Here is a 23,148-nt window from a genome sequence, read left to right on the forward strand (position 1 = left end):
GGTGCGCTCGCATGCAAGGTGGTGGATAGCGGCAAGCCACCCGAGGGTGGCTTGCCAATCATATGACGTCACAGGCGCCATGGGCGCGCCCCGTCAGAGACTGTGCTCGGTGCGGGCGATGATATCATCTTGCGCATCCGGGGATAAGGCGGTGAAGAAGGCCGAATAGCCCGCCACCCGTACCACCAGATCCCGGTACTGATCCGGATTGGCCTTGGCCGCCAGCAAGGTCTCCCGCGAGACGATGTTGTACTGCACGTGCCACCCCTTGTGCACCTCGAAGAAGGTGCGCAGCAGGCTCATCAGCTTGGTCTTGTCCCGCTCGTTCTCAAGGCTCGCCGGGCTCAGCTTCTGGTTGAGCAGTACCCCGCCGAGGATCGCCGCCGTGGGCAGCTTGCCGATGGAGTTGAACACCGCCGTCGGGCCGAGACGATCCGACCCCGAAGAGGGGCTGGCTCCTTCCGCCAGCGGGGTGCGGGCGTGACGGCCATCCGGGGTGGCCATAGTGGCCGCACCAAACGGCACGTTGGCGGAGATGGAGGAGGTGCCGGCATAGTAGGTGCCGCCAATGGGGCCACGGCCGAAGCGGGTGTTGTGCAGCCCCTTGAGCTCGTCGATGTAGCTCTGGTAAGCCTGCACCAGCAGCAGATCGACCTCGTCCAGATCGTTGCCATATTTGGGGGCGGCGTTGGTGAGGCGCTGACGCAACTGCTCCCCTGCCAGCCCGGCAAAGTCTTGCTCCAGCGCGGCAGCCAGCTCGTGCTGATCCACCACCCCCTGCTCGAACACCAGTTTCTTCAGGGCCGCCAGACTGTTGCCGAGGTTGGCGATCCCCACCTGCAGACCAGAGACCCAGTCATAGACGGCCCCCCCCTCCTTGATGGTCTTGCCGCGCTCGATGCAGTCATCCACCAGGGTGCTGCAGAGGATGTCGTGCGCTTGCGCCTCCAGCACGCTGTCGACCACGCAGTCGATCTCGATGGATTTGCGGGTGAAGTAGCGCACCTGCTCATCCCAGCGGGCCATTACCTCGTCAAAATTGCCAAAGGTTCCTTCCCGCAGTGACTGGGGCTGGGGCAGGAATACCTTGCCGGTGGTGGCATCGCGACCGCCATCGAGGGAGGCCAGCAGGATGCGGGCGAAGTTGATAAAGCTCATGCCGGTGCAGCGGTAGCCCCACTTGCCGGGCACCGCGGTCTCGATGCAGCCGATGGCGGCGTAGTGGTGGGCATCTTCCACGCTCACCCCGAGCTTGATGAACTCGGGGATCACCACCTCGTCGTTGTTGAAGGCGGGCATGCCAAAGCCGCAGCGGATCACCTGAATGCAGGCGTCGAGGAAATCCTCGCTCATCCCGGCGTGGTAGCGCACCGACAGGTTCGGCTGGGTGGATCTCAGCTGGCCGCAGGACTCCAGAATCGCGTAGGAGAGGCCGTTGACCGCGTCATGGGCCGCGCCATCCCGCCAGTTCTGGCCACCGATGGTGACGTTTTGATAGAGCGGGCTGCCGGCGGAGGCCTTGGAGTGGGTGCCGGAGCGGATCTTGTTCACCTCCAGCAATTTCAGCCAGCACCCTTGCAGCAGTTCGATGGCGCGGGAGCGTGACAGGGATTCTGACAGTTCCACCTCGCGGCGATACCAGGGGTAGAGATATTGGTCCATCCGGCCAAACGACACCGAGTGGCCGTTGGATTCGATCTGCAAAATGAGCTGGATAAAGTAGCAGAGCTGCAGCGCCTGCCAGAAGGTCTCGGGGGGCTGGTGGGCGATGTGGGCGCAGTTGAGCGAAATGGTCTCAAGTTCGCTTCGGCGTTCGGGGCACGACTCCTGCGCGGCCATGTCACGGGCCATATTGCTGGCGAGAGTGGCGTAGCGCCCGATATGATCGCTGACCGCCTCCAGGGTGATGGCGACGGCGTGCAGGAACTGCTCGCGCTGCAGATCGGCCCAATCCGCCAGATCCAGCCGACTGCGCCGCTCGGCCACCTTGGCCTTGAAGCCATCGAGACCCAGCGTGAGCAGCTCCTCATAGTTGACCGCGAGGTGAGCATCCCCCGAGGTCATGTTGCCCTCGGCCTTGATGATGCCGCTCTCCAGCAGCGCTTTCTGTTCGTCGGTAAAGAGGCCGAAGCAGCGATCCTGCACCGTCTGGCCGCGCCAGAAGGGGGTGAGGGCGTGGATGATCGCCTTGTCGGTTTCGCTGACTGCAAAACCGGCACCGGGTCTGTCCGCCAGCTCGTCGATCTCCTTCTCAATCCAGCTCACCGTGTATTCGGGAAACAGCGGCGCCGCCCGCACCTGACTGGCCTGATTGCCGACGATCAGCTCGTCGTGCTTGATCCAGATGGTGCGCTGCTTGAGGTGATGAGCCAGTGCCAGCGCGCGGCGCACCGGCAGCGGCCGGGCGAGGTGAGCCTGATAGGCCTCGGTGTAGTGGCGGGCCCGCTCGGTGCAGACCGGTGGCTGAACGATGTGGATCAGGCTCTCTTTGTGGGCGCGGATCCGCGGGCTGAGGGTATTGAGGTCGAGCTGGGTCATGATCTTATCCTCTGGTCACAGGGGTCAGCCCCTGACGTTGGGCGTATGCGTGGGCAAAGCGGAGTAAATCGGGATCGTCGAGCGGCGTGTCCGGTGCCTGATAGGGCAGATCCAGCAGGGCATATTTGCCCATCCCCAGCGTGTGGTAGGGGAGGAAGTGGATCTCCTGCACCGTGCCGAGGCTGGCGGCGGTGTCGGTGATGGCTTCGATCGATGCGCGGTCGGCATTGAAGCCGGGAATGAGCGGCACCCGGATCTGCATCGGCACGCCGTGTTCGGCGAGGCGTTTGAGGTTCGCGATGGGCAGCTCCACCTTGCCGCGGGTCCAGTGGAAGAAACGTTCTTTATCCACGTGTTTGAGATCCGCCAGCACCAGATCCAGTGAGGGGAGGCTTGGCTCAATCTGGTGCCAGGGCACATGCAGGCAGCTCTCGACCGCTGTGTGCAGCCCTTCTGCCTTGCAGCGGGCCAGCAGGGCAGCGGCAAAGCTGGGCTGCATAAAAGGCTCGCCACCGGAGAGGGTGACGCCACCGCCGCTGCGCTCGAAGAAGGGGCGATCCCGCAGTATGGTGTCTATCAGGGTGTCCAGGGTGTCATCCCGACCGCACACCTGCAGCGCTTCGCTGGGGCAGAGGCCGCGCAGCCGTTCCATATCGTCGGCCTTGAGGGCAGAACGGCTGAGCTGGATCCCCTCGCTGTCACGCAAGATTGCCGGACAAGCCTGGCTGCAGAGCTGGCATCCCTCGATGCACTGGCGCCGGTCGAGTAGTATGTCCGGCTTGGGAGAGCGGCTCTCCGGGTTTTGACACCACAGGCAAGCCAGCGAGCACCCCTTGAGAAACACCAGGGTGCGAATGCCGGGGCCATCGTGAGTTGAATATCGTTGCAGGTCGAAAATCATACCGCCTCCTTTTGTTTTTTCATTCTATTTGCTTTCATTCGAAAGTTGATTTGATTTCGATCAAGCAATTTGCAGATGTTTTATCGCTAGAATGGCGACATATTGAACATCCCGTTAAGGAGTTAGAGATGGAGCTGTATCTCGATACCGCCGATGTGGCGGCAGTGCGTCGCTGGTCACGGATCCTGCCGTTGGCCGGTGTCACCACCAATCCTTCCATTACTGCCGCCGGGGGCATGCCGCTCTCCGAGCTGCTGCCCGCCCTGCGCGACGTACTGGGGCCCAAGGCGCGCCTGTTTGCTCAGGTGATGGCTAAAACCGACACCGAGATGGTGCGCGAGGCGTTCGCCCTGCGTGAGCTGGACCCGGATCTGGTGATCAAGATCCCGGTATGCGCGGAGGGGCTGGCTGCCATCAAGAGCCTGACCGCTAACGGGGTGCCGACCTTGGGCACGGCGGTCTATACCCCGCTGCAAGGCTGGTTGGCGGCGGTGGCGGGAGCGGAATATGTCGCTCCCTACGTTAACCGGCTGGATGCTCAGGGGGGCGATGGCATCGCCACCGTGCAGGAGCTGCAACAGCTGCTTGAGCTGCACGCCCCGAACAGCAAGGTGCTGGCGGCGTCATTCCGCACTCCCCGTCAGGCGCTCGACTGCCTGCTGGCCGGTTGCCAGTCCATCACCTTGCCGCTCGATGTGGCGGAGCAGCTGCTAAACGTGCCTGCGGTGGATGCGGCGCTGGTGAAGTTTGATCAGGATTGGCAGTGCGCCTTCGGTCGCTGATTGCAGTGACAAGCGGATTGCTGTGATAAAGGGGGGAGGGTGAAGCGCAGGTTGTGGGGATTGACCGACTAGACTTGAAAGAGGGGGCCACGTTCGCTGGCCGCCCTGCAGTTTACCGGAGGTATCCCATGAGCGACCATTTGCTACTCCCCCATGGTGAAGATTTGCGTCGTGCGGTGCTTTGGCTCAGCGAGCATCACTTGCACGATATCTCTGCCATTGAAGAGGCCAGCCTGCGTTTTGATCTCTCGCCACTGGATGAGGAGTTTCTGATCCAGCACTGGCTCGACAGCCAGCGCCAATCATGAATATCTGAGGTGAGGGATTAGAAGAAGTTGGCGAGTTTGATGCCAAACTCTTTGGGATCGACCGTATTTTCAATGCTCTCCTGCACACCCGATTTGGCCAGATCCAGCCACTGCACCTCGAGGTAGTGACGCTGGGTGGCGTGATAGATCACCTTGACCACCGGCTTGAGCGGTTGCTGCTCGTTGCGCTGCATCACGATGGCCAAGCGCTGGTTCGAGAGTTGCACCAGCGTTCCCACCGGATAGACCCCCATGCACTTGATGAACTTGGTCACCAGTTCGGCATCGAAGTGCTGATTGATCCCCTTGAGCAGGATGCGAAACGCCTGGGTCGGCTGCATGCCCGCTTTGTAGACCCGATCCGCGGTGATGGCATCATAGACATCGACGATGCCGCTCATCCGGGTATAGAGCGAGAGCTGATCGCCTTTGAGCCGTTGCGGGTAGCCGGTGCCATCGAGTCGCTCGTGGTGGTTGGCGGCCACTTCCAGCATGGTGGGGGTGATGCCCGGGGTATTGCTGAGGATCTCGTAACTGTGCACCACATGCTGGCGCATGATGGCGAACTCCTCGTCGGTCAGCTTGCCCGGTTTGTTGAGCACCTCGTCCGGAGTCATGATCTTGCCTACGTCGTGCAGCAGGCCACCCAGGGTCAGCTCCTTTAACACGCTGCGTTCCAGTCCCAGATAGCGACCGAAGTTGGCGAGCAGAATGGCCACGTTCATGGAGTGCTCCATCAGGTAGGCATCCTTGGCGCGAATACGGGCCAGACAGAGCATCGCATCGCCGTGGCTGAACATGGTGTCTACCATCTCTTCGGCGACTTCGGCCAGCGGGGTGATGTCGATGGGTTCACCCGCCTTGAGCTGGCGAATGAACTTGCCTTGCAGCTCGCGGGCCTCTTGGTAAAGGCGGCGGATCTTCAGCTCCCGCCCTTCACCGTTGGCACTGGCCCGGCGTCCCGCCTGGGCGCTGTTGGCATTGAGGTCGGGGGAGATAACGGCGTCACTCTCGGCGCTGCCCAGCTTGCTGCGGGCCAGATCGATGCGCACCGTGAGCACCCCCTGGCGTACCAGATTGGCAATTTGTGCCACGCTGGTCACCATGCCCATCTGGGCGATCTCCATCCCACCTGTCTGGCTGGCGATAGCAATCACATACATGCCGGGTTTCAGCTGGTTGACGGGAATGACGGGATAGGATGCTTGAGACTTCATGAGGGCTTCCTGACTTTTATTATTATGAGTATCGTTCGGATGGGTCACACCGGAGAAGTGTAACATTGGATGACCACTTCGTCATAATTGGCAACCCCTTAACAGTGGCGTTGTCGCCCTCGCCCGATATAATGACGCCCCTTTACTTGTTGGACTCCGAGGTTGTGAATGCGGCTTGATAAATTTCTGTGCGATTGTTCCGATTTGACCCGCTCGCTGGCAGGCAAACTGATCCGTCAGGGTGAGGTCATGGTGGATGGCATTGTGGTCAAGCAGCCCGCCTTTCATATCAATGAGCAGAGCCAGATCGAGTTTGACGGCGTGGTGCTGACGCTGGAGCAGCGCAACCGCTATTTCATGCTGCACAAGCCGGAAGGGTATGTCTGCTCCAACGAGGATCCGGATCACCCGACCGTCTTCTTCCTGATGGATGAGCCGGCGATGGGCAAGCTGCACGTGGTGGGTCGCCTCGACCTCGATACCACGGGTCTGGTGCTGGTGACCGACGACGGCCAATGGTCCCACCGCATCACCTCACCGCGCCACGAATGTGCCAAGACCTATCACGTCTGGCTGGCCGATCCGGTGAGCCCGGATGCGATCGAGTTGTTCGCCGAAGGGGTCTACCTGCGTAACGAGACCGATAAAACCCGTCCTGCCCAGCTGGAGATCCTCGGTGAGTGCGAGGCCCGCCTGACCATCCATGAAGGCAAGTACCACCAGGTCAAGCGGATGTTTGCCTCCATCGGCAACAAGGTCGTTGGCTTGCATCGCGAGCGGGTGGGCGGCCTGACGCTGGATGAAGAGCTGGCCCCCGGTGAATACCGCGAGCTGACCGCTGAGGAAATCGCTCTGTTCTGATCAGGGATGGTGCCGGGTGTCAGTGAGTGCTGAAACCCAGCACCAGCGCCGTGCCCAAGGTGGCAATCAGTGCCCCAGCCCAGGCGGCAACGGATGGCCGCTCCCCCGAGTGCCACCACAACAGCGGCAGCAGCAATACCGGCGTGGTGGAGGAGAGAATCGCTACCATGCCCACCTCACCCTGCCGCAGTGCCATCAGGATCAGCGTCATGCCCAGCCCCATCGCCAGAAAACCGTTGGTGGCAATCATGGCGAGGATCTGGCGATTGACCGGTTTGAGCGGCATCGCCAGTGGCAAGCGTCCCAGCCGCAGGACGCAGTGGGCCAGCAGGGCACTGCCCATCCGGATACCCGATGCACTCACCGCATCCACCTCACCACTCATCATCACCGGCTTGGCGATGATGGCACCCACGCTCTGACACAGTGCCGCCGTCAGGCCAAGGCCAATCCCCAGCGCCAGATTGCCACGGATCTGCTCCCACTCGTTGCTGCTACTGCGTCTGCCAAACAGGATCGCCAGCATCACGCCGGCAAAGACCAGCATGGCCCCCAGCAGTCGCCAGCCCGTCAGCTGTTCATTAAAGAGCCAGAGCCCAAGCAGGGCGGAAAACAGCGCATGGCAGGAGAAGAGCAGGGCACTGCGTCTTGGCCCCAGCCGGTTCATGCAGGCAAACAGCGCCGTGTCGCCGATGAAGATGCCGACCAGCCCCGAGATGGCGAGCAGGGGCAGGGCGCTTGCGGTGAGGGTTTGCCAGCCGCCAGTGAGCAGACTCATGGTGCCGAGCATCAGGCTGACCAGAAACATGCGCCAGCGACTGTAGGCAAATGCGCCGAGATGACGGGCCGGTTTGACCGAAATTAGCGCTGCAACTGCCCATAAACTGGCCGATGCGAGGGCCAGCCACTCATAACCCATAAAAACTCCTGAAAAAATTAACCCGAAAGACTCCATCTCCCGGGCAAGCCCGATACAATACGGGGCGTTTTCGGGGATAACAAGAGCGGCATCAGGCATTCATCAGGCGCGCCGTCGGCCTTCCCCTCCTGCAGTGGTTTTATTCGAGGTTTTGTCATGAGGTATGGTTTCTTCCCCAAGCTGGCGCAACGCTGGCTCTCCCCGCTATTGCTTGCCGTGCTGACAGGGCCCCTGGCCCATGCCACCACCGTTGAGCAGCAGCCTCTGCTGGCCGATCGGCAAACCCTGGTCAAGGGCAACGGTGCCGAGCCGGAGTCGCTGGATCCGGCGCTAGTGCGATCCGGTTTTCCGGGGGAGGCGGTACTGGTCGATCTGTTTGAAGGGCTGGTCAGCGATGACGGGCAGGGGCATATCGTACCTGCTCAGGCACTGCGCTGGGAGGTGAGTGACGATGGGCTGGAGTGGCGATTTTTCCTGCGCCCCCAACTGAAGTGGTCCAATGGCGAGCCGCTGGTGGCCGCTGATTTCGTCTATGCCTGGCGCCGTCTGCTCGATCCGGCCATCAATTCCCCTTCTGCCGGGTTGCTGCTGGCGACGGGGATCAACAATGCGCAATCCATCTATGCCGGTGCGCTGGATCTCGACAATCTGGGCATTGAGGCGCAAAGCGACCAGATCCTAAAAATCACTCTGGAGCGGCCCGCCCCCTATTTTTTGCAGCTCATCAGTCAGCGCCCCTTTGTGCCAGTCAATCAGAAGGCGATAGCCCAGTTTGGCAAGCAGTGGACCGAGCCCGGCAAGCTGGTCAGCAATGGTGCTTATCGGTTGGCAAGCTGGACGCCGAACGAGCGGATCGAAGCCGAGCGCAATATCCACTACTGGGACGACCTGCACACCCGTATCGGGCGGGTCACCTACCTGCCGATCACCTCGCAACATGCGGAGCGGCTGCGTTATGAGGCCGGTGAAATCCAGCTCACCAACAAGGTCTCCCTCGGCTATTACCAGAAGATGAAGCGTGAATCCCCGCAGCGGCTGTGGGGCTTGCCGCTGTTTGGCACCTATCTCTACGCCTTCAATTTGAAGCGCCCGGAACTTCAGGATGTGCGGGTGCGTCAGGCGCTCTCCATGGCGGTTGATCGACAGCAGCTTATTGGGGCAGTGAGCGGGCAGGATGAGCAGGCGGCATGGTCGCTGTTGCCGGAGATGCCGGGTTATCCCCGGGTGGTATTGCCTGTGGCGCTCGAAGATATGCCGACTCGGCAGGCCAAAGCGGCAGCCCTGCTATCTGCGGCCGGGTATAACAGTGCGAATCCACTCAAGCTGAGCATTACCTACAACACTGCCGACACCCACAAGCAGATGGCGATGGCCATTGCCGCCATGTGGCAGAAGCTGGGGGTGCAGGTCACCCTCAACAGTCTGGAGTGGGGAGCCTATCAGGTGGCCAAGGATAGCGGTGATTTTCAGGTGGCAAGAAGCTTCCTGTTTGGCGATTACGTCGAGCCGTCAGCCATGCTGGGCAGCTTCCGTTGTCAGGATCTGCGCAACGAGAGCGGCTACTGCAATCCCGATTTTGATTTGCTGCTGGAGCAGGCGGCCAACACGCTGGACAGTGCGAGCCGGGGTGAACTGTACCGCCATGCCGAACAGTTGCTGCTCGAAGAGGCGCCGATCATCCCCGTATATCATTACAATCAGATGAGACTGGTCGATCCCGCGCTGCGAGGGCTGCCCAGCCAGAATTTGAAAGGGACGATTGCCACCAAGGATCTCTATTTCAGCCCGCAGTGAGGAGCATTTCATGAAACTTGCCATCATTTCCGACATCCACGGCAGCATCATTGCGCTGGAGCGGGTGCTGACCCAACTTGAGCCCTGGCAGCCGGATCACTATCTGCTGCTCGGCGATCTGCTCAACCATGGCCCGCGCAATCCTCTACCGGAGGGGTATAACCCGGCTGCGGTGGCCGATCGGCTCAACGAGCTGGCACCGCAGATCATCGCGGTGCGAGGCAATTGTGATTCCGAAGTGGATCAGATGCTGTTGCGCTTTCCCATTACCGCCCCCTACAACCAGCTGCTGGTCGATGAGCGGCGCTGGTTTGTCAGCCACGGTCATCTTTACCGTCCGGACGAGGTACAGCTTCCGGCGGGCAGTCTGTTCCTGAGTGGCCACACTCATGTGCCGGTGCTGGAGTGGCAGGGGGATCGGGTATTGATGAACCCGGGATCGATCTGTTTCCCGCGCGGCGAGCTGCCTGCCAGTTACGGGTGCTATGAAGACGGGGTGCTACGCGTAAATGCGTGTGAGGATGGGCGAGAGTTGCTGCGACTGGTGTTTTAAAACGGACAGCAAAAATGCAAGGCCTGATAAGAGATGTCAGGCCTTGATACCGTAGGAGCGGGTGCCAGAGCGAGTGTTGCCCTTGGCGTCATAGGTCAGGCTGTTGCGATCTCGCAACTGACTCAGAAAGGTTGCCAGACGACGGTTGGAAACCATGCTCAATTCAAGCAATCGACCGTTGATATCATTTTGTGCCTGGCAGGCATCCAGTTTTGCACGAAGCTGCGCTATCTCGTCGGGATAGGCTGCCAGCTGCAGTGCCAGTTCCGGCATCTCTGCCAGCGTCTTGTCCAGGGTTTCTATCGCAGCAAGCAACTGCTGTTTGCGCTCGGTCAGTGCAGGCAGGGCCAGTGCCTGATGCTGCTCGAGCAAGCTGAACTCCTCTTCCAGAATGCCTTGCATCTGGCTGAGGTAATCATCTTGGGTGTGCAGTAACGAAGGTAAGTCCATCATCCCAGAACTTTGTCCAGATTGGCCTCGAAACTGAACATCTTCTTGGCAACAGCGTTGCTGTTGACCTGATATTCGCCACTCGCGACGGCTTTTTTCAGCCGTTCGACCTTGCTCTCATTGCCGGTCGAGGCGGTATTGAGGTTTTGTTGCATTTTTTGCAATTGTTGCGCCTCACTGGTCAAGGAGACGGAGTCCAGCTTGACAGTAGCCGCTTTGTTTTCGGGCGATGAGGTGACTGACTTGCTGCCTGTTCCCTGGCTATTAGCGGTATTTTGCAACCGATTGTTCGCCAAGTTGTTGATATTGTTGATGGCCATTTTAGTTACCTTCGTCTGCTTTAAGGTTTGCTTACCTGTTTATCGGTGCTGCAGGTCAAAACTTTAGAAAAAAGTTGTCAAGGATCCGAATTTAAAACGTGACCGATACGGCACCCACAGCACTGACTTTACCCTCAACGGTTTTGCCGGAGCGAATATTGACGAGTTTGATGATCTCTCCGAAGCTGCCATCTTGCAAGGCTCGGGCCATGGTTTTGATCTGGAAGTTGCTGTTTTCTGCCGTCAAAGTGACCTGATCCCCTTTACACACTACACAAACCTGGCTCAAACGGATGGGCTGCCCCGGTTTTAGCTCCCGCTTGCTGCGCACCCCGATAAGAGGAGCCGTGTCAGTCAGGTAGTCGCCGCGGATCAGGGTTTGATCCTGATAGGCCAGGACCAGCTGGCTTTCACTCAGCAGATCCCCCTTGGCAATGGGGTTGGCCACCGTGACATAGGGTTTTTGAATGCTGACCCGCACCGGGAGATAGACGTCCCAGGGTTTGTCTTCCTCACATTTAAGGTAAACTGTTGTATTGCGGCGAATTTCCATTTTTGCTGGTAAGCTGATAGTGAGCAGATCTTCGCAGCGGGTCAGTGGGAGCCGTTCATCCAGCGTGGCAGGGGTAACCTCGGCTCTGGCATCCAACGGAACATCCAGCTGGCTGTAAACGAACTCTTGTGCCCTTTCTTGCAGATAAGTAGTGACGTCCGAGGCGTAGCTGGAAGATATGCTGCCAAAAAAGAGGCTGATGAGTAAAAGTCGGTTAATCATTTTCGCTCGTTGGTCGATAAGTTGTTCACGCATATCACCATATTTAACTATGATTGCTTCAGAATCTGTTCGTTGTCACATCGATAGTCTGACGCAATCCATCACGCATGCATGATTAATGCCAAGCGTTTTTAGGGAGTGTTTATGGCCAGTATTCTGGACTCGGTCAACCAGCGTACCCAGCTCGTGGGACAAAACCGGCTGGAGTTGTTGTTGTTTCGTCTCAACGGACGTCAAAGATTTGGCATCAACGTATTCAAAGTGCGTGAAGTGTTGCAGTGCCCCCCCTTGACCGTGATGCCCAAACTGAACTCCTGCATTCGCGGGGTCGCCCACATTCGTGGCCAGACGATTTCGGTCATCGATCTCAGCATGGCGGTTGGCAAGCGTCCGATTGAAGATTTGAGCAAGTGCTTCATTATTATCTCCGAGTACAACCGCTCCATTCAGGGTTTTCTGGTGCATTCGGTCGAGCGCATCATCAATATGAACTGGGAGTCGATCCTGCCGCCGCCCAAAGGGGCGGGGCGCATCAACTATATGACGGCGGTCACCGAGGTGGACGGCGAGTTGGTAGAGATCCTCGATGTTGAACGTATTCTCAACGAGATCTCCCCGGTCTCTACCGAAGTGAGCAAAGAGCTGGTGGAGTCTAGTGTCGACCACCCGACCCTAGGACGTCCTGTGCTGGTTGCCGATGACTCATCTGTTGCGCGCAAACAGGTGCAGCGTGCGCTCGAAGCCATCGGGGTCGAGTGCGTGCTGGCAAAAGATGGTCGTGAAGCACTGAATATGCTGCTGGAAATGGCCAAAAATGGCCCCATCAAGGATCAGATTGCGCTGGTGATTTCGGATATCGAAATGCCGGAAATGGATGGTTACACCTTCACTGCAGAAATCCGGAATAATCCCAATCTCAAGGATTTGCATGTTATTCTGCATACCTCCCTCAGTGGGGTATTCAACCAGGCCATGGTGCAGAAAGTGGGGGCCAACAATTTCATCGCCAAGTTCCAACCGGATGAATTGGCCAAGGCCGTACAAAACGCACTCTAATAAAGAAGAACAGCTGCATGAAGACACTTTCGGACGACTTATACAAACAGTTCAGCAACTTTCTGGCGGTTCAGAGCGGGATCGTGCTGGGTGATAACAAACAGTATCTGGTGAAGAGCCGTCTTTCACCGTTGATGGCTCAGTTTGGCATCGAGAGTCTGTCTGATCTGGTTACCCGTGCAATGAGTGTGCGAGAGCGTGACCTGAAAATGGCCGTGGTGGATGCCATGACAACCAACGAGACCCTCTGGTTTCGTGATACCTATCCGTTTCAACTGCTTACCGACAAGATTTTCCCGGAATTGGGGAAAAGCGGCCGCCCCATCAAGATCTGGTCTGCGGCATCGTCGTCAGGTCAGGAGCCCTACTCCATCGCCATGACGGCGCTGGAGCAACAGATGAAAAAGCCGGGCACCTTGCCCGGTGGCGTCCAGATTGTCGGAACGGATATTTCGACGACTATGCTAAACCAGTGCAAGGAAGGCATTTATGACAGTCTTGCACTGGCTCGCGGGTTGTCACCCGAGCGCAAGAAGATGTTTTTTGAGCCTTACGGCGACAACAAGATGCGGGTAGTGGAGCGAGTCAGAAAATTGACCACCTTCCGGCCGATCAATTTGCTGGAAAGTTACAGCCTGCTCGGCAAGTTTGACATCATTTTTTGCCGTAACGTGCTCATCTATTTTGCGCCGGAAGTGAAATCGAAGATCCTCAACCAGTTTGCTGCCAGCCTCAATCCTGGTGGATATTTGATGTTGGGGGCGTCGGAATCACTGGCCGGATTGACCGACCGGTTCGAGATGATCCGCTGTAATCCGGGGATAGTCTACAAGGTCAAATAGGCCTGATAGCCTTGATATTCTGGGTTCTTGCCAGTTCATGTAAAGAGGGAAGCGATTAGCTTCCCTCTTTCTTTCTCTACAGCTCAATGTCTCTATTTGCCAGCCATTTCCAACCACTGCCAAGATGGTTAACAACCTGAGGTAGCCAGACGTTAGCTGGCTGCGGGAACGAGATACTCCCGTGGTTTCTGGTCTGCAATGTACTCATCCCCAGATCATCGAGTTGAGTGATTCGCTTATGGCACACCTCTTGCAAACAAAATATACCAAGCAGGAGGTGTGCTATGGCTCTTTCATTTGACAAGGCATTCGGTGTTCATCAACACACGATAAGCGTTCGCGCCAAGCGTGCTGAAGTGCTGTCCAGCAATATTGCCAACGCGGATACCCCGGGTTTCAAAGCCAGAGATATCAACTTCGCGCAGGCGTTGCAGGAGGCCCAGTCGCATCAGGGTTTTGGTCTGGCAACGACCAGCGAAAAGCATTTTGCCTTGAATATGGACGCTCCGGGTACCGTGCAATATCGCAACCCGCTGCAACCGGATACCGGTGACGGCAATACGGTCGATGTGCAGCAGGAGCGCAGCGAGTTTCTGCGCAATAGCCTCGAGTATCAAACCTCCCTTGAATTTATGAATAGCAAGATCAGTGGCCTGCTGAAGGCCCTGAAAGGAGAGCAGTGATGAGTTTGTTCAAGGTCTTCGACATAGCAGGCTCGGCTATGAGCGCACAGTCGGTGCGGCTCAACACGGTTGCCAGCAATATGGCCAACGCGGACAGCGTCAGCTCCAGTGTGGAAAATACTTACCACGCCAGGCGGCCAGTCTTTGCCGCCCAGCTCGATCAGGCGATGTCTGACAAGCAGGGCTCGGTCGGGGTTGAGGTGAAGGGGATTGTCGAGAGCAAGGCGCCACTGCTTAAAGAGTACAACCCCAACCACCCGATGGCGGACAAAGACGGCTTCATCTTCAAGCCGAACGTCAACATGGTTGAAGAGATGGCCGACATGATCAACGCCTCGCGCAGTTACCAGACCAATGTCCAAGTTGCAGATTCGGCCAAGAAGATGCTGCAGCAGACGCTCCAGCTTGGCAAGTCCTGATAGGAGGGATGCAGCATGGTCGATACAACCAATAATGTGAACGGTATCAGCCGTACCACGACCCAGACGACAGGCACCACAACGGCGCCGAAGAAAGAGCTGGATCAGGCTTCATTTATGAAACTGCTGACCATGCAGCTGTCATATCAGGATCCCTTCAAGCCGGTCGACAATGCCCAGATGCTTTCCCAGATGGCCTCCATGTCTACGTCGGAGGGGATCAGTAGTCTGTCTACCCAGATGGGCAAGCTTAATGACCAGATGATATCCAGCCAGGCTCTGCAAGCATCCTCCTTGGTTGGTCAAAATGTATTGCTGAACAGCAATATGAGTTATTTAGACAAGGAGGGGGGATTTTCCGGTGTAGTAGCTGTTGGCACTACCAATAAATACGCGAATATCAAAGTTACCATCGAAGATGAAAAGGGCCAAGTTATCAAAGAGTTTCCTCTGGAAGGAGACCAAAAAGGTAACGTTGAAGTGGCTTGGGATGGTACAGACAAGGCTGGTAAACGGGTTGCCGCAGGAAAATATGTCATCAAAGCCAGCGGCACTCTCGATGGCAAGTCTGAAAGTATTGGTGCATATGCCTATGCCAAGGTGGACAGTGTTGCCTTGGGTAATGCTGCTAATCCTACTCGCCTCAATTTGAGAGGCCTTGGTAGCGCGTTTTTGCAAGATATTCTGCAGATTTCAGGAAGCAATTCAAATCCGACGGTTACACCGTCAAAAACCACGTCGACAGCATCGATCTAAGGAGCTGGATATGTCATTTAACAATGCCTTGAGCGGTGTCAACGCGGCACAAAAAGACTTGAACGTCACCGCCAACAACATTGCCAACGTTAACACCATGGGCTTTAAAGAGTCCCGTGCCGAGTTTGCGGATGTCTACGCCAACTCCATCTTTGTCAATGCCAAGACCCAGGTCGGTAACGGTGTGGCAACCGGCGCGGTTGCCCAGCAGTTCCATCAGGGGGCGCTGCAATTCACCAATAACGCACTGGACCTGGCGATTCAGGGTAATGGCTTCTTTGTGACCTCTGACGGTCTGACCAACCTGGATCGCACCTACACCCGTGCCGGTGCCTTCAAGCTCAATGAAAACAGCTATATGGTCAACAATCAGGGGCATTATCTGCAAGGTTATGAAATTAATACTGATGGTAGCCCGAAAGCAGTTAGTATCAATGCAACCAAGCCGATCCAGATTCCGGATCGTGCAGGTGAACCGGTGAAGACGACTAAAATAGAAGCAAGTTTCAACTTACCTTCAACTTCAACAACCAAACCGCAATCATTCAATCCTTCAACATTTGATCCAAAAGATTCAAAAACGTATTCGTCATCCACCTCTGTGGTTATTTATGATTCTTTGGGAGAACCTCATACTATTACTCAATATTTTGTCAGGGATGCGGATACCGTTGATCCGACCAAACCAGCAGACCCACCTGCTTGGCGCATGTATCTTTATCAGGGTGACAAGCCTATTGATATCGACAATGGAACCGCCCCGACGATGGCTGCTGGCCTGAACCCAGCACCCAAAGCAGCCCAAATTACCTTTGGGTCTGATGGTAAAATGACGGGAATGATCCCTACTACGCTCAAAACTGAACCACTTGGGACTGTCGGTGCAACTGGTGCGGGCATTATTACTAATGGTGCCGACCCGACTCAGCAGATTGATATCAGTCTTGATTCGGTGACTCAATATGCTTCACCTTTTGAGGTCAGCAAATTGACACAGGATGGTTCTACTGTCGGCCGTTTGACCAAGGTGGAGATCACCCCGGATGGCATTGTGTCTGCAACTTACAGTAACGCTACCACCATCAAGGTGGCGATGGTTGCCATGGCCAAGTTTGCCAACTCGCAAGGGCTGACTCAGGTTGGCGATACCTCCTGGCGACAATCTCTGCTCTCTGGCGATGCTTTGCCGGGGACACCCAACTCGGGCACGTTTGGCACCATCAAGTCATCGGCGCTAGAGCAGTCCAACGTGGATTTGACTTCCGAACTGGTTGATCTGATCACTGCCCAGCGTAACTTCCAGGCCAACTCCCGTTCGCTGGAGGTCAACAGTTCGCTGCAGCAGACCATCCTGCAGATCCGTTAATCGCGCAATCCATGATCATGAGAGGGGGCTTTGCCCCTCTCTGTTTCTGTCGTATTCCCATCCTCCTTATCCCCCCCATATTTCTGCTGTTGGCACTCTAATTGCATTTCTCCTGTCAGAGTCATCTGTTTGACGGAGAATTCCATGGATCACCTGCTTTACATCGCCATGTCCGGGGCCAAAGAGACCATGAACAGCCTGGCTGTTCGGGGCAACAACCTCGCCAATGCCAATACCACCGGCTTCAAGTCCGATTTCGAGCAGGCCAGGAGCATGCAGGCGTTCGGTGAAGGCTTGCCAAGCCGGGTGTTTGCCATGGCAGAGCGTCCGGGTCAGAACCTGCAGCATGGCATGCTGATGACCACCGGACGGGATCTGGACGTGGCGGTGGATGGTCCGGGCTGGATTGCCGTGCAGGATCCCAAGGGCGGTGAAGCCTATACCCGCATGGGGAATTTGCAGGTCAATGCGACTGGCAACTTGCAAACCTCGACCGGCCTGAATGTGGTGGACGACGGGGGTCAGCCTATCGTGCTGCCGATGCCGATGGAGAAACTCGAGATCAATCGGGATGGCACCATCAGTGGTCGACCGGAAGGGGCTGCCGCCAACTTGCCGGAAGATTTCCAGCGGATCAAGCTGGTCAACCCGGCCGCCGATGCGGTGGAGAAGGGGCAAGATGGTCTGTTTCGCCGCAAGGATGGCCAGAATGAAGCCGCCTCGGCCAATGTCGGCCTGATTGCCGGCTCCCTTGAGGGGAGCAACGTCAATGTGGTGGATGAGATGACCAACCTGATCCGGCTGCAACGTCAGTTCGAAACCCAGGTCAAAATAATGAAGACGGCCGAAGAAAATGATGAAGCTCAAACCCAACTGCTGCGAATCAGCTAATCAAGGAGTTACCTATGAATCCCGCACTCTGGATCAGCAAGACCGGGTTGGATGCACAGCAGACCAATATTTCGGTCACCTCGAACAACTTGGCGAACGCCAGCACCGTGGGCTTCAAAAAGTCACGGGCCATCTTTGAAGATCTGCTTTATCAAAACATCAACCAGCCCGGTGGCCGCTCCTCTGCCGATACCGAGCTCCCCTCCGGCTTGATGCTGGGTGCGGGTGCCAAGGTGGTCGCGACCCAGAAAAACCACAGCCAGGGCAACGTGCAAACCACCGACAACTCGCTGGATTTGATGATCAGTGGCCGTGGTTACTTTGAAATTCAGCTGCCGGATGGCAGTGCAGCCTATACCCGTAACGGTCAGTTCACCCTCAACGATGAAGGGACCATAGTGACGCCGGGCAACGGTTACACCCTGCAACCGGAAATCCAGATCCCGGAAAACGCCCAGAGCGTCACGGTGGGCGAAGATGGCCAGGTCTCGGTGCAGCTCAAGGGCGATGGCGCATCTCAGGTGGTCGGGCAGATCACCTTGTCAGACTTTGTCAACGCCAGCGGCTTGCAGCCGATGGGAGAGAACATGTTCGTCGAGACCCAGTCCAGCGGTGCCGCCATTCAGGGCAACGCCGGTGCCGATGGTCTGGGGGTGGTCAAGCAGGGGATGCTGGAGACCTCCAACGTTAACGTGACCGAAGAGTTGGTGAACCTCATTCAGGCTCAACGGGTCTACGAGATGAATTCCAAGGTGCTCTCCGCTGTGGACGGCATGATGTCCTTCCTGATCCAGCGTACCTAATTAGGAGGCGCATGATGAAAGCCGTATGGATGCTGGGATTGCTGGTGCTGGGAGGGTGTAGCAGTACTCCCAATACACCCAAGCCTGATGATCCCGAGTTTTCCCCCGTTTATGGGGAGTCGGAGCCGGTCTCGGTGCGGCCGACAGGGGCGATTTTCCAACCGGATCAGGTCAATGGCATCTATTCGGATATCAAGGCGCACAAGGTGGGTGACATCATCACCATCGAGTTGGCGGAATCGACCTCGGCCTCGAAAAAAGCCAATACCCAGAGTGGCAAGGATAACAAGTTCAATCTGGACCCGGTCAAGTTGGGTGGCGTGCCCGTGACCGCCAGCCCCTATGATCTCTCGGCTTCCATTGCTCAAGACAGCGCGTTCAAGGGCCAGGCTAAGGCGGATCAGAGCAACAGCCTGCAGGGCAATATTTCGGTCAGCGTGGCCAAGGTTCTGCCCAACGGCAATCTGGTGGTGCGCGGCGAGAAGTGGATCATGCTCAACAATGGCAATGAATATATCCGGATCACCGGCCTTATTCGCCCGGGGGATGTGACGTCTGACAACAGCGTCTCGTCCCAGAAGGTGGCCAATGCCCGCATTTACTACGGTGGTACCGGCGATCTGGCCAATAGCCAGGAGCAAGGGTGGCTGACCAGCTTTTTCAATGGCCCCTGGTGGCCGCTCTAGGAGATGTTATGAAGTCACTCCGTCTTGTCACTCTGCTTTGCTGTTTGCTCCCTCTGGGCATGGCTAACGCTGCCCGGATCAAGGACATCAGCTCGGTTGAAGGGGTGCGCAACAACCAGCTGATTGGTTACGGCCTGGTGGTGGGGCTGCCCGGTACTGGCGAGAAGAACAACGCCTTCACCGAGCAGACTTTCCGCACCATGCTCAACAACTTTGGCATCAAGGTGCCGGATAACATCAAGCCCAAGATAAAGGATGTGGCGCCGGTGGCGATCCATGCCGACTTGCCACCCTTCTCCAAACCGGGCCAGACCATTGATGTCACGGTTTCTGCCATCGGCGAGGCCAAGAGCCTGCGCGGCGGTACCCTGCTGCAAAGCTTCCTGAAAGGGTTGGATGGTCGGGTTTATGCAGTCGCGCAGGGCAGTCTGGTGGTCGGTGGTCTGGGGGCCGAGGGGGCTGATGGCTCCAAGGTGGTGGTCAATACCCCGACCGTCGGGCGGATTGCCAACGGTGCCACCGTGGAGCGGGAGGTGCCCAACTCCTTCAGTCAGGGGGACACCATCACTTTCAACCTTAACCGGCCCGACTTTACCACTGCGCGCCGGCTGGCCGATGTGGTCAACGATCTGGTGGGGCCCAATACCGCTCAGGCGCTCGATGCCACATCGGTCAAGGTCTATGCTCCGCGGGATCCGGGTCAGCGCGTCTCCTATCTCGCCACCATCGAGAATCTGGAGGTGGATCCGGCCAATGAGGCGGCCAAAATTATCGTCAACTCCCGTACCGGCACCATCGTTATCGGCAGTCAGGTCAAGCTCAAACCGGCGGCCATCAGCCACGGCGGGCTGACGGTGACCATCGCCGAGAATAAGCAGGTCTCCCAGCCCAACCCGCTATCGGGGGGAGAGACGGTGGTGACCAACAACTCGACCATCAATGTCCAGCAAGAACCGGGGCGGATGTTCAAGTTTGATACCGGTGCGACCCTGGACGATCTGGTCCGCGCGGTCAATCAGGTCGGGGTCGCCCCCGGTGATTTGATGGCCATCCTCGAGGCGCTGCAGCAGGCAGGCGCCATCGAGGGGCAACTGGTCATATTGTAACAAGCGGCAAGTGGTTGCCACGGGTGGCAATGAGGTAAGCAAAATGGCGGAGTTTGACACCAACAGCGGCATGAATCTTGGGATGGTACAGGACATCAAGAACCTGGACCGTCTGCGCCAGATGAGCCAAAGCAAAGAAGGGCAGGCCGAAGCGCTCAAGAGTGCATCGCGCCAGTTCGAGTCAATCTTTACCCAGATGCTGTTTCAGAGCATGCGTCAGGCCAACGGGGTGTTGACTCAGGACAACCCGATGAACAGCAGCTATACCCAGTTCTATGAAGGGATGCTGGATGAGCAGCGGGTTGCCGACATGTCGAGCAAGGGGGGGCTGGGACTGGCTGACATGGTGGTCAAGCAGCTCTCTCCCGAGACCTTTACCCATCAGGATGGGCGGGTGCTCAAGATGCCGCAGCGTACCGAACGGACCTACAAACCCTATCAGCCACCCACGGCGGCGGCCGACGATTTGATCGCTGTATCAAAAGTTGGCAAAGATTTTGCTGAGAAAGAGATGGCGGAGGGGGCCAAGGAGAGCCACGGGCTCACGATGCCCCATCGACCACACCGCAGCATACCGCCCATGGGGCAGGTTGTCAGCGAAGAGGGCAGTGCCAGCGGGAGTGGGGGCAAGGAGTTCGATACGCCGGAAGAGTTCGTCAATCGCCTGATGCCGCTGGCCAAAAAAGCGGCCGACAAGCTGGGGCTAAGCCCGGCGGTACTGGTCGCTCAGGCGGCACTGGAGAGCGGTTGGGGCAAGCGGGTGATCAAGGATGGCGAGGGGCAGGTGACCCATAACCTGTTTGGCATCAAGGCAGATCCGCGCTGGGAAGGGCCCAAGGCGGTGGTCAGCACGCTGGAGTATGAGCAAGGCGTTGCCTCCCGTCAGAAAGCGGCATTTCGCTCCTATGAGTCGTTTGAAGAGAGCTTCAATGACTACGTGGACTTCCTCACCTCCGGCTCTCGCTACAAGGGGGCCCTGGCGAAGGTGGATAGCCCGGACCGCTACTTCGAGGCGCTGCAACAGGCGGGTTATGCCACCGACCCGCACTACGCCAGAAAACTGAAACAGGTATTGCGCAGTGATGCCATTGCCCAATACAACGAGATGGAGCTGTAACATATGGCAAGCGACCTGCTTGGGATTGGTTCATTGGGCGTGCTGGCGCAGCAACGCCTGCTGCAGACCACCAGTAACAACATAGTGAACGTCAATAGCCAGGGCTATGTGCGTGAGCGTACGCTGGTGTTTACCAATTCCATCGGGCTTGGTACCGGTGATATCAAGACCCAGCGGGTGATCAACGACTATATGCAGGGGGAGGTGCGCCGGGATACCTCCGCCTATCACGCCTCTGTGACCCATTACGAACAACTTGCGGGTGTTGACAGCTTGCTGGGGGATACCAGCAACAGTGTGGGGGCGGCCATTACCTCCTATTTCAAATCATTTCACTCTGCCAATGAATCGCCCGCCGAGATCGGTGGTCGCAAGGTGGCGATGACGGAGTTGAGCGGTATGGTCAACCGCTTCCATACCCTCTCGGCGCAGCTCGACAAGCAGAGCGATACTCTCAACACACGCATCGAAGATGAAACCAAGCAGGTCAACAGCCTGCTCACCAGCATCAATGATCTCAACCAGGCCATTATCCGCACCCAGGGCTCACCCGAAGAGAACCTGATGCTGTTTGATCAGCGGGATGAGGCGATCCGCCAACTGTCTGAGAAGATGGACATTCGCACCGTTGCCCAATCCAACGGCAGCATGCTGGTCAATATGAGCACTGGCCATTCGTTGATCCTCGATGGGGGCGTCGCCCAGTTCAAGCTGATTGCCGGGGATCCTGACTCCCGGGATCAGGAGCTGCAACTGACTCTGGGGGATAATCAGGCAACCATCGATCACGATACATTTGGTGGGGCCATGGGCGGGCTGTTCAAGGCTCGTACCGACCTCGAGCCCACCAAGCGCGAGCTGGGGCAGTTGGCCGTGGCGATGACTGATGCCTTGAACCAGCAGAACCGCCTAGGGATGGATCTGGATAACGAGATTGGCGGCGATATCTTCACCCTGCCGACCAGCAAGGGATTGCCATACGGCAGTAATACCGGGACGGTCGGGGCAAATGTCAGCTTCGTGCCGGGCAAGGGGACGTCAGTCACGCCATTTGATTACGAAGTGCGCTTTAGCAGCGCAACCGGTTATGAGGTGTTCTCGCTGGACAAGTCGGGCAATCGCACCTCTGTAGCGACTGGCACCACCCCTCCTGTAACGTTTGAACTCACCGGTCACGGTATTTCAATCGACCTCACCGGTACTCCGGCTGCGGGTGACAAATTGTTGTTGCAACCTACCAAGAGTGCTGCGGCGGGCCTTGGCCAGCTGATCACCCGGCCGGAAGATCTTGCTCTGGCTTCTCCGCTGAAAGCCGAGAAGACGACCAATAACATCGGCAGTGCTGATATCAAGCTGGGGGGGGTGTTCAATACAGGGGCGGGATCTGGCTTTGGCACCAATACGCTTGATCCCGCGGCACCTCAGGTGGTCAAAATAAACAACAGCGGCGACTACGAGGTCTATGACCAAGTGGGTACGTTGATGGGAGTAGCACCAGCAGCCAGCAAGGGCCAAAATTTGATGGCCGCCTTGCAACTCCCTCCACCTGCCATTGGGCCTGTCTACTCTAATCCCCAAAAGATCCCTGGCTACGAGTTCAGTATCACCGGAACGGTGAATGCTAACGATAGCTTCAAGCTCAGTTACAACAGCAATGGCTTTGCCGATAACAGCAATGGTCTGGCATTGGCCGAATTGCAAAACAAGGATCTGGTGCGCAAGAGCACCAATGGTGGGACTACCAACGACAAGATGACCTTTAATCAGGCCTATTCCGGGTTGGTGATGGAAGTCGGTAACAATACCAGTCAGGCAAAAACCTTGCTCAAGGCCAATGAGTCCAAGCTTATCCAGAGTACCGGTATCTTTGAAAGCGTGTCAGGGGTCAATCTGGAGGAGGAGGCAGCCAATCTGATCCGCTTTCAGCAATCCTATGCTGCTTCTGCTCAGGTGGTCAGCACGGCCAAAACCATTTTTGATACTCTGCTCTCGTCCGTGAGGTAAC

The 23,148-nt window shown here is 57.2% G+C and carries 24 protein-coding genes; 17 read left to right on the plus strand and 7 right to left on the minus strand.

Annotated features, from left to right (window positions below):
- Positions 1-93: 93 nt before the first annotated feature.
- Both OKC27_RS15230 and OKC27_RS15235 read right to left on the minus strand, forming a co-directional pair.
- Positions 94-2,538, minus strand: a complete 2,445-nt coding sequence (locus OKC27_RS15230; RefSeq protein WP_182939307.1) for a formate C-acetyltransferase/glycerol dehydratase family glycyl radical enzyme — start codon at positions 2,536-2,538, stop codon at positions 94-96.
- A gap of 4 nt (positions 2,539-2,542) precedes the next feature.
- Entirely contained in the window at positions 2,543-3,439 is an 897-nt protein-coding gene (locus OKC27_RS15235; RefSeq protein ID WP_182939308.1) for a glycyl-radical enzyme activating protein, read from the minus strand.
- Positions 3,440-3,567: 128 nt separating this feature from the next.
- Here OKC27_RS15235 and fsa point away from each other — a divergent pair, with 128 nt between their 5' ends.
- Positions 3,568-4,221 carry a fructose-6-phosphate aldolase gene (fsa, locus tag OKC27_RS15240; protein ID WP_182939309.1) on the plus strand — a complete coding sequence of 218 codons (654 nt, stop codon included), beginning with the start codon at positions 3,568-3,570 and terminating at the stop codon, positions 4,219-4,221.
- A gap of 128 nt (positions 4,222-4,349) precedes the next feature.
- The gene (locus OKC27_RS15245) at positions 4,350-4,529 is read left to right on the plus strand and encodes a hypothetical protein (protein WP_042657126.1); all 180 of its coding nucleotides are present in this window, start codon (positions 4,350-4,352) and stop codon (positions 4,527-4,529) included.
- Between the two features lie 17 nt (positions 4,530-4,546).
- On the opposite strand, the gene OKC27_RS15250 is transcribed toward OKC27_RS15245, so the two are convergent.
- Positions 4,547-5,746, minus strand: coding sequence for an HD-GYP domain-containing protein (locus tag OKC27_RS15250; protein ID WP_182939310.1), 1,200 nt, complete (start codon positions 5,744-5,746; stop codon positions 4,547-4,549).
- Between the two features lie 168 nt (positions 5,747-5,914).
- Here OKC27_RS15250 and rsuA point away from each other — a divergent pair, with 168 nt between their 5' ends.
- On the plus strand, positions 5,915-6,607 hold the full coding sequence (gene rsuA / locus OKC27_RS15255) for a 16S rRNA pseudouridine(516) synthase RsuA (RefSeq protein ID WP_075112075.1): 693 nt from the start codon (positions 5,915-5,917) through the stop codon (positions 6,605-6,607).
- A gap of 19 nt (positions 6,608-6,626) precedes the next feature.
- Here the strand turns inward: rsuA and OKC27_RS15260 are convergent, their stop codons facing one another.
- On the minus strand, positions 6,627-7,526 hold the full coding sequence (locus OKC27_RS15260; RefSeq protein ID WP_182939311.1) for a DMT family transporter: 900 nt from the start codon (positions 7,524-7,526) through the stop codon (positions 6,627-6,629).
- A 156-nt stretch (positions 7,527-7,682) separates the two neighbouring features.
- Here OKC27_RS15260 and OKC27_RS15265 point away from each other — a divergent pair, with 156 nt between their 5' ends.
- Together OKC27_RS15265 and yfcE are read left to right on the plus strand one after the other, a co-directional pair.
- The gene (locus OKC27_RS15265) at positions 7,683-9,320 is read left to right on the plus strand and encodes a peptide ABC transporter substrate-binding protein (protein ID WP_270806431.1); all 1,638 of its coding nucleotides are present in this window, start codon (positions 7,683-7,685) and stop codon (positions 9,318-9,320) included.
- A gap of 10 nt (positions 9,321-9,330) precedes the next feature.
- Positions 9,331-9,873: a phosphodiesterase gene (yfcE, locus tag OKC27_RS15270; protein WP_182939313.1), complete on the plus strand. Its 543-nt coding sequence runs from the start codon at positions 9,331-9,333 to the stop codon at positions 9,871-9,873.
- A gap of 36 nt (positions 9,874-9,909) precedes the next feature.
- Here the strand turns inward: yfcE and OKC27_RS15275 are convergent, their stop codons facing one another.
- From OKC27_RS15275 to flgA, 3 genes are all read right to left on the minus strand, one after another.
- Positions 9,910-10,326 (minus strand): flagella synthesis protein FlgN, encoded by a 417-nt coding sequence (locus OKC27_RS15275; protein WP_042657130.1) that lies wholly within the window; start codon positions 10,324-10,326, stop codon positions 9,910-9,912.
- Entirely contained in the window at positions 10,323-10,643 is a 321-nt protein-coding gene (gene flgM / locus OKC27_RS15280; protein WP_139734022.1) for a flagellar biosynthesis anti-sigma factor FlgM, read from the minus strand. Before flgM ends, OKC27_RS15275 begins: the two co-directional genes overlap by 4 nt.
- A gap of 91 nt (positions 10,644-10,734) precedes the next feature.
- Positions 10,735-11,418 carry a flagellar basal body P-ring formation chaperone FlgA gene (flgA, locus tag OKC27_RS15285; RefSeq protein ID WP_139709299.1) on the minus strand — a complete coding sequence of 228 codons (684 nt, stop codon included), beginning with the start codon at positions 11,416-11,418 and terminating at the stop codon, positions 10,735-10,737.
- 144 nt (positions 11,419-11,562) lie between these two features.
- Between flgA and OKC27_RS15290 the strand changes: the two genes are divergently transcribed.
- From OKC27_RS15290 to OKC27_RS15345, 12 genes are all read left to right on the plus strand, one after another.
- Positions 11,563-12,474, plus strand: a complete 912-nt coding sequence (locus OKC27_RS15290) for a chemotaxis protein CheV (RefSeq protein ID WP_058053723.1) — start codon at positions 11,563-11,565, stop codon at positions 12,472-12,474.
- A gap of 17 nt (positions 12,475-12,491) precedes the next feature.
- Complete coding sequence (locus OKC27_RS15295) at positions 12,492-13,316, plus strand: CheR family methyltransferase (RefSeq protein WP_042657132.1); 825 nt, start codon at positions 12,492-12,494, stop codon at positions 13,314-13,316.
- Between the two features lie 284 nt (positions 13,317-13,600).
- Positions 13,601-13,999, plus strand: coding sequence for a flagellar basal body rod protein FlgB (gene flgB / locus OKC27_RS15300; RefSeq protein ID WP_005334169.1), 399 nt, complete (start codon positions 13,601-13,603; stop codon positions 13,997-13,999).
- Complete coding sequence (gene flgC, locus OKC27_RS15305) at positions 13,999-14,418, plus strand: flagellar basal body rod protein FlgC (protein WP_005350658.1); 420 nt, start codon at positions 13,999-14,001, stop codon at positions 14,416-14,418. Before flgB ends, flgC begins: the two co-directional genes overlap by 1 nt.
- Before the next feature lie 15 nt (positions 14,419-14,433).
- Entirely contained in the window at positions 14,434-15,174 is a 741-nt protein-coding gene (locus OKC27_RS15310; RefSeq protein ID WP_058053724.1) for a flagellar hook assembly protein FlgD, read from the plus strand.
- Between the two features lie 10 nt (positions 15,175-15,184).
- Entirely contained in the window at positions 15,185-16,540 is a 1,356-nt protein-coding gene (gene flgE, locus OKC27_RS15315; protein WP_182939314.1) for a flagellar hook protein FlgE, read from the plus strand.
- Between the two features lie 144 nt (positions 16,541-16,684).
- On the plus strand, positions 16,685-17,431 hold the full coding sequence (gene flgF / locus OKC27_RS15320) for a flagellar basal-body rod protein FlgF (protein ID WP_042012589.1): 747 nt from the start codon (positions 16,685-16,687) through the stop codon (positions 17,429-17,431).
- A gap of 14 nt (positions 17,432-17,445) precedes the next feature.
- Complete coding sequence (gene flgG, locus OKC27_RS15325) at positions 17,446-18,234, plus strand: flagellar basal-body rod protein FlgG (RefSeq protein WP_042657135.1); 789 nt, start codon at positions 17,446-17,448, stop codon at positions 18,232-18,234.
- Positions 18,235-18,248: 14 nt separating this feature from the next.
- Positions 18,249-18,920 carry a flagellar basal body L-ring protein FlgH gene (gene flgH / locus OKC27_RS15330; protein WP_270806434.1) on the plus strand — a complete coding sequence of 224 codons (672 nt, stop codon included), beginning with the start codon at positions 18,249-18,251 and terminating at the stop codon, positions 18,918-18,920.
- A gap of 8 nt (positions 18,921-18,928) precedes the next feature.
- Entirely contained in the window at positions 18,929-20,026 is a 1,098-nt protein-coding gene (locus OKC27_RS15335; RefSeq protein WP_111806608.1) for a flagellar basal body P-ring protein FlgI, read from the plus strand.
- A gap of 43 nt (positions 20,027-20,069) precedes the next feature.
- A complete protein-coding gene (gene flgJ / locus OKC27_RS15340) occupies positions 20,070-21,143 on the plus strand; it encodes a flagellar assembly peptidoglycan hydrolase FlgJ (RefSeq protein WP_182939315.1) in 1,074 nt (357 codons plus the stop codon).
- Between the two features lie 3 nt (positions 21,144-21,146).
- Positions 21,147-23,147, plus strand: coding sequence for a FlgK family flagellar hook-associated protein (locus OKC27_RS15345; RefSeq protein ID WP_182939316.1), 2,001 nt, complete (start codon positions 21,147-21,149; stop codon positions 23,145-23,147).
- Position 23,148: the final 1 nt, after the last annotated feature.

It is taken from the genome of Aeromonas sp. QDB62 (assembly GCF_027705695.1).
GTDB classification, from domain to species: Bacteria; Pseudomonadota; Gammaproteobacteria; order Enterobacterales; family Aeromonadaceae; genus Aeromonas; species Aeromonas allosaccharophila.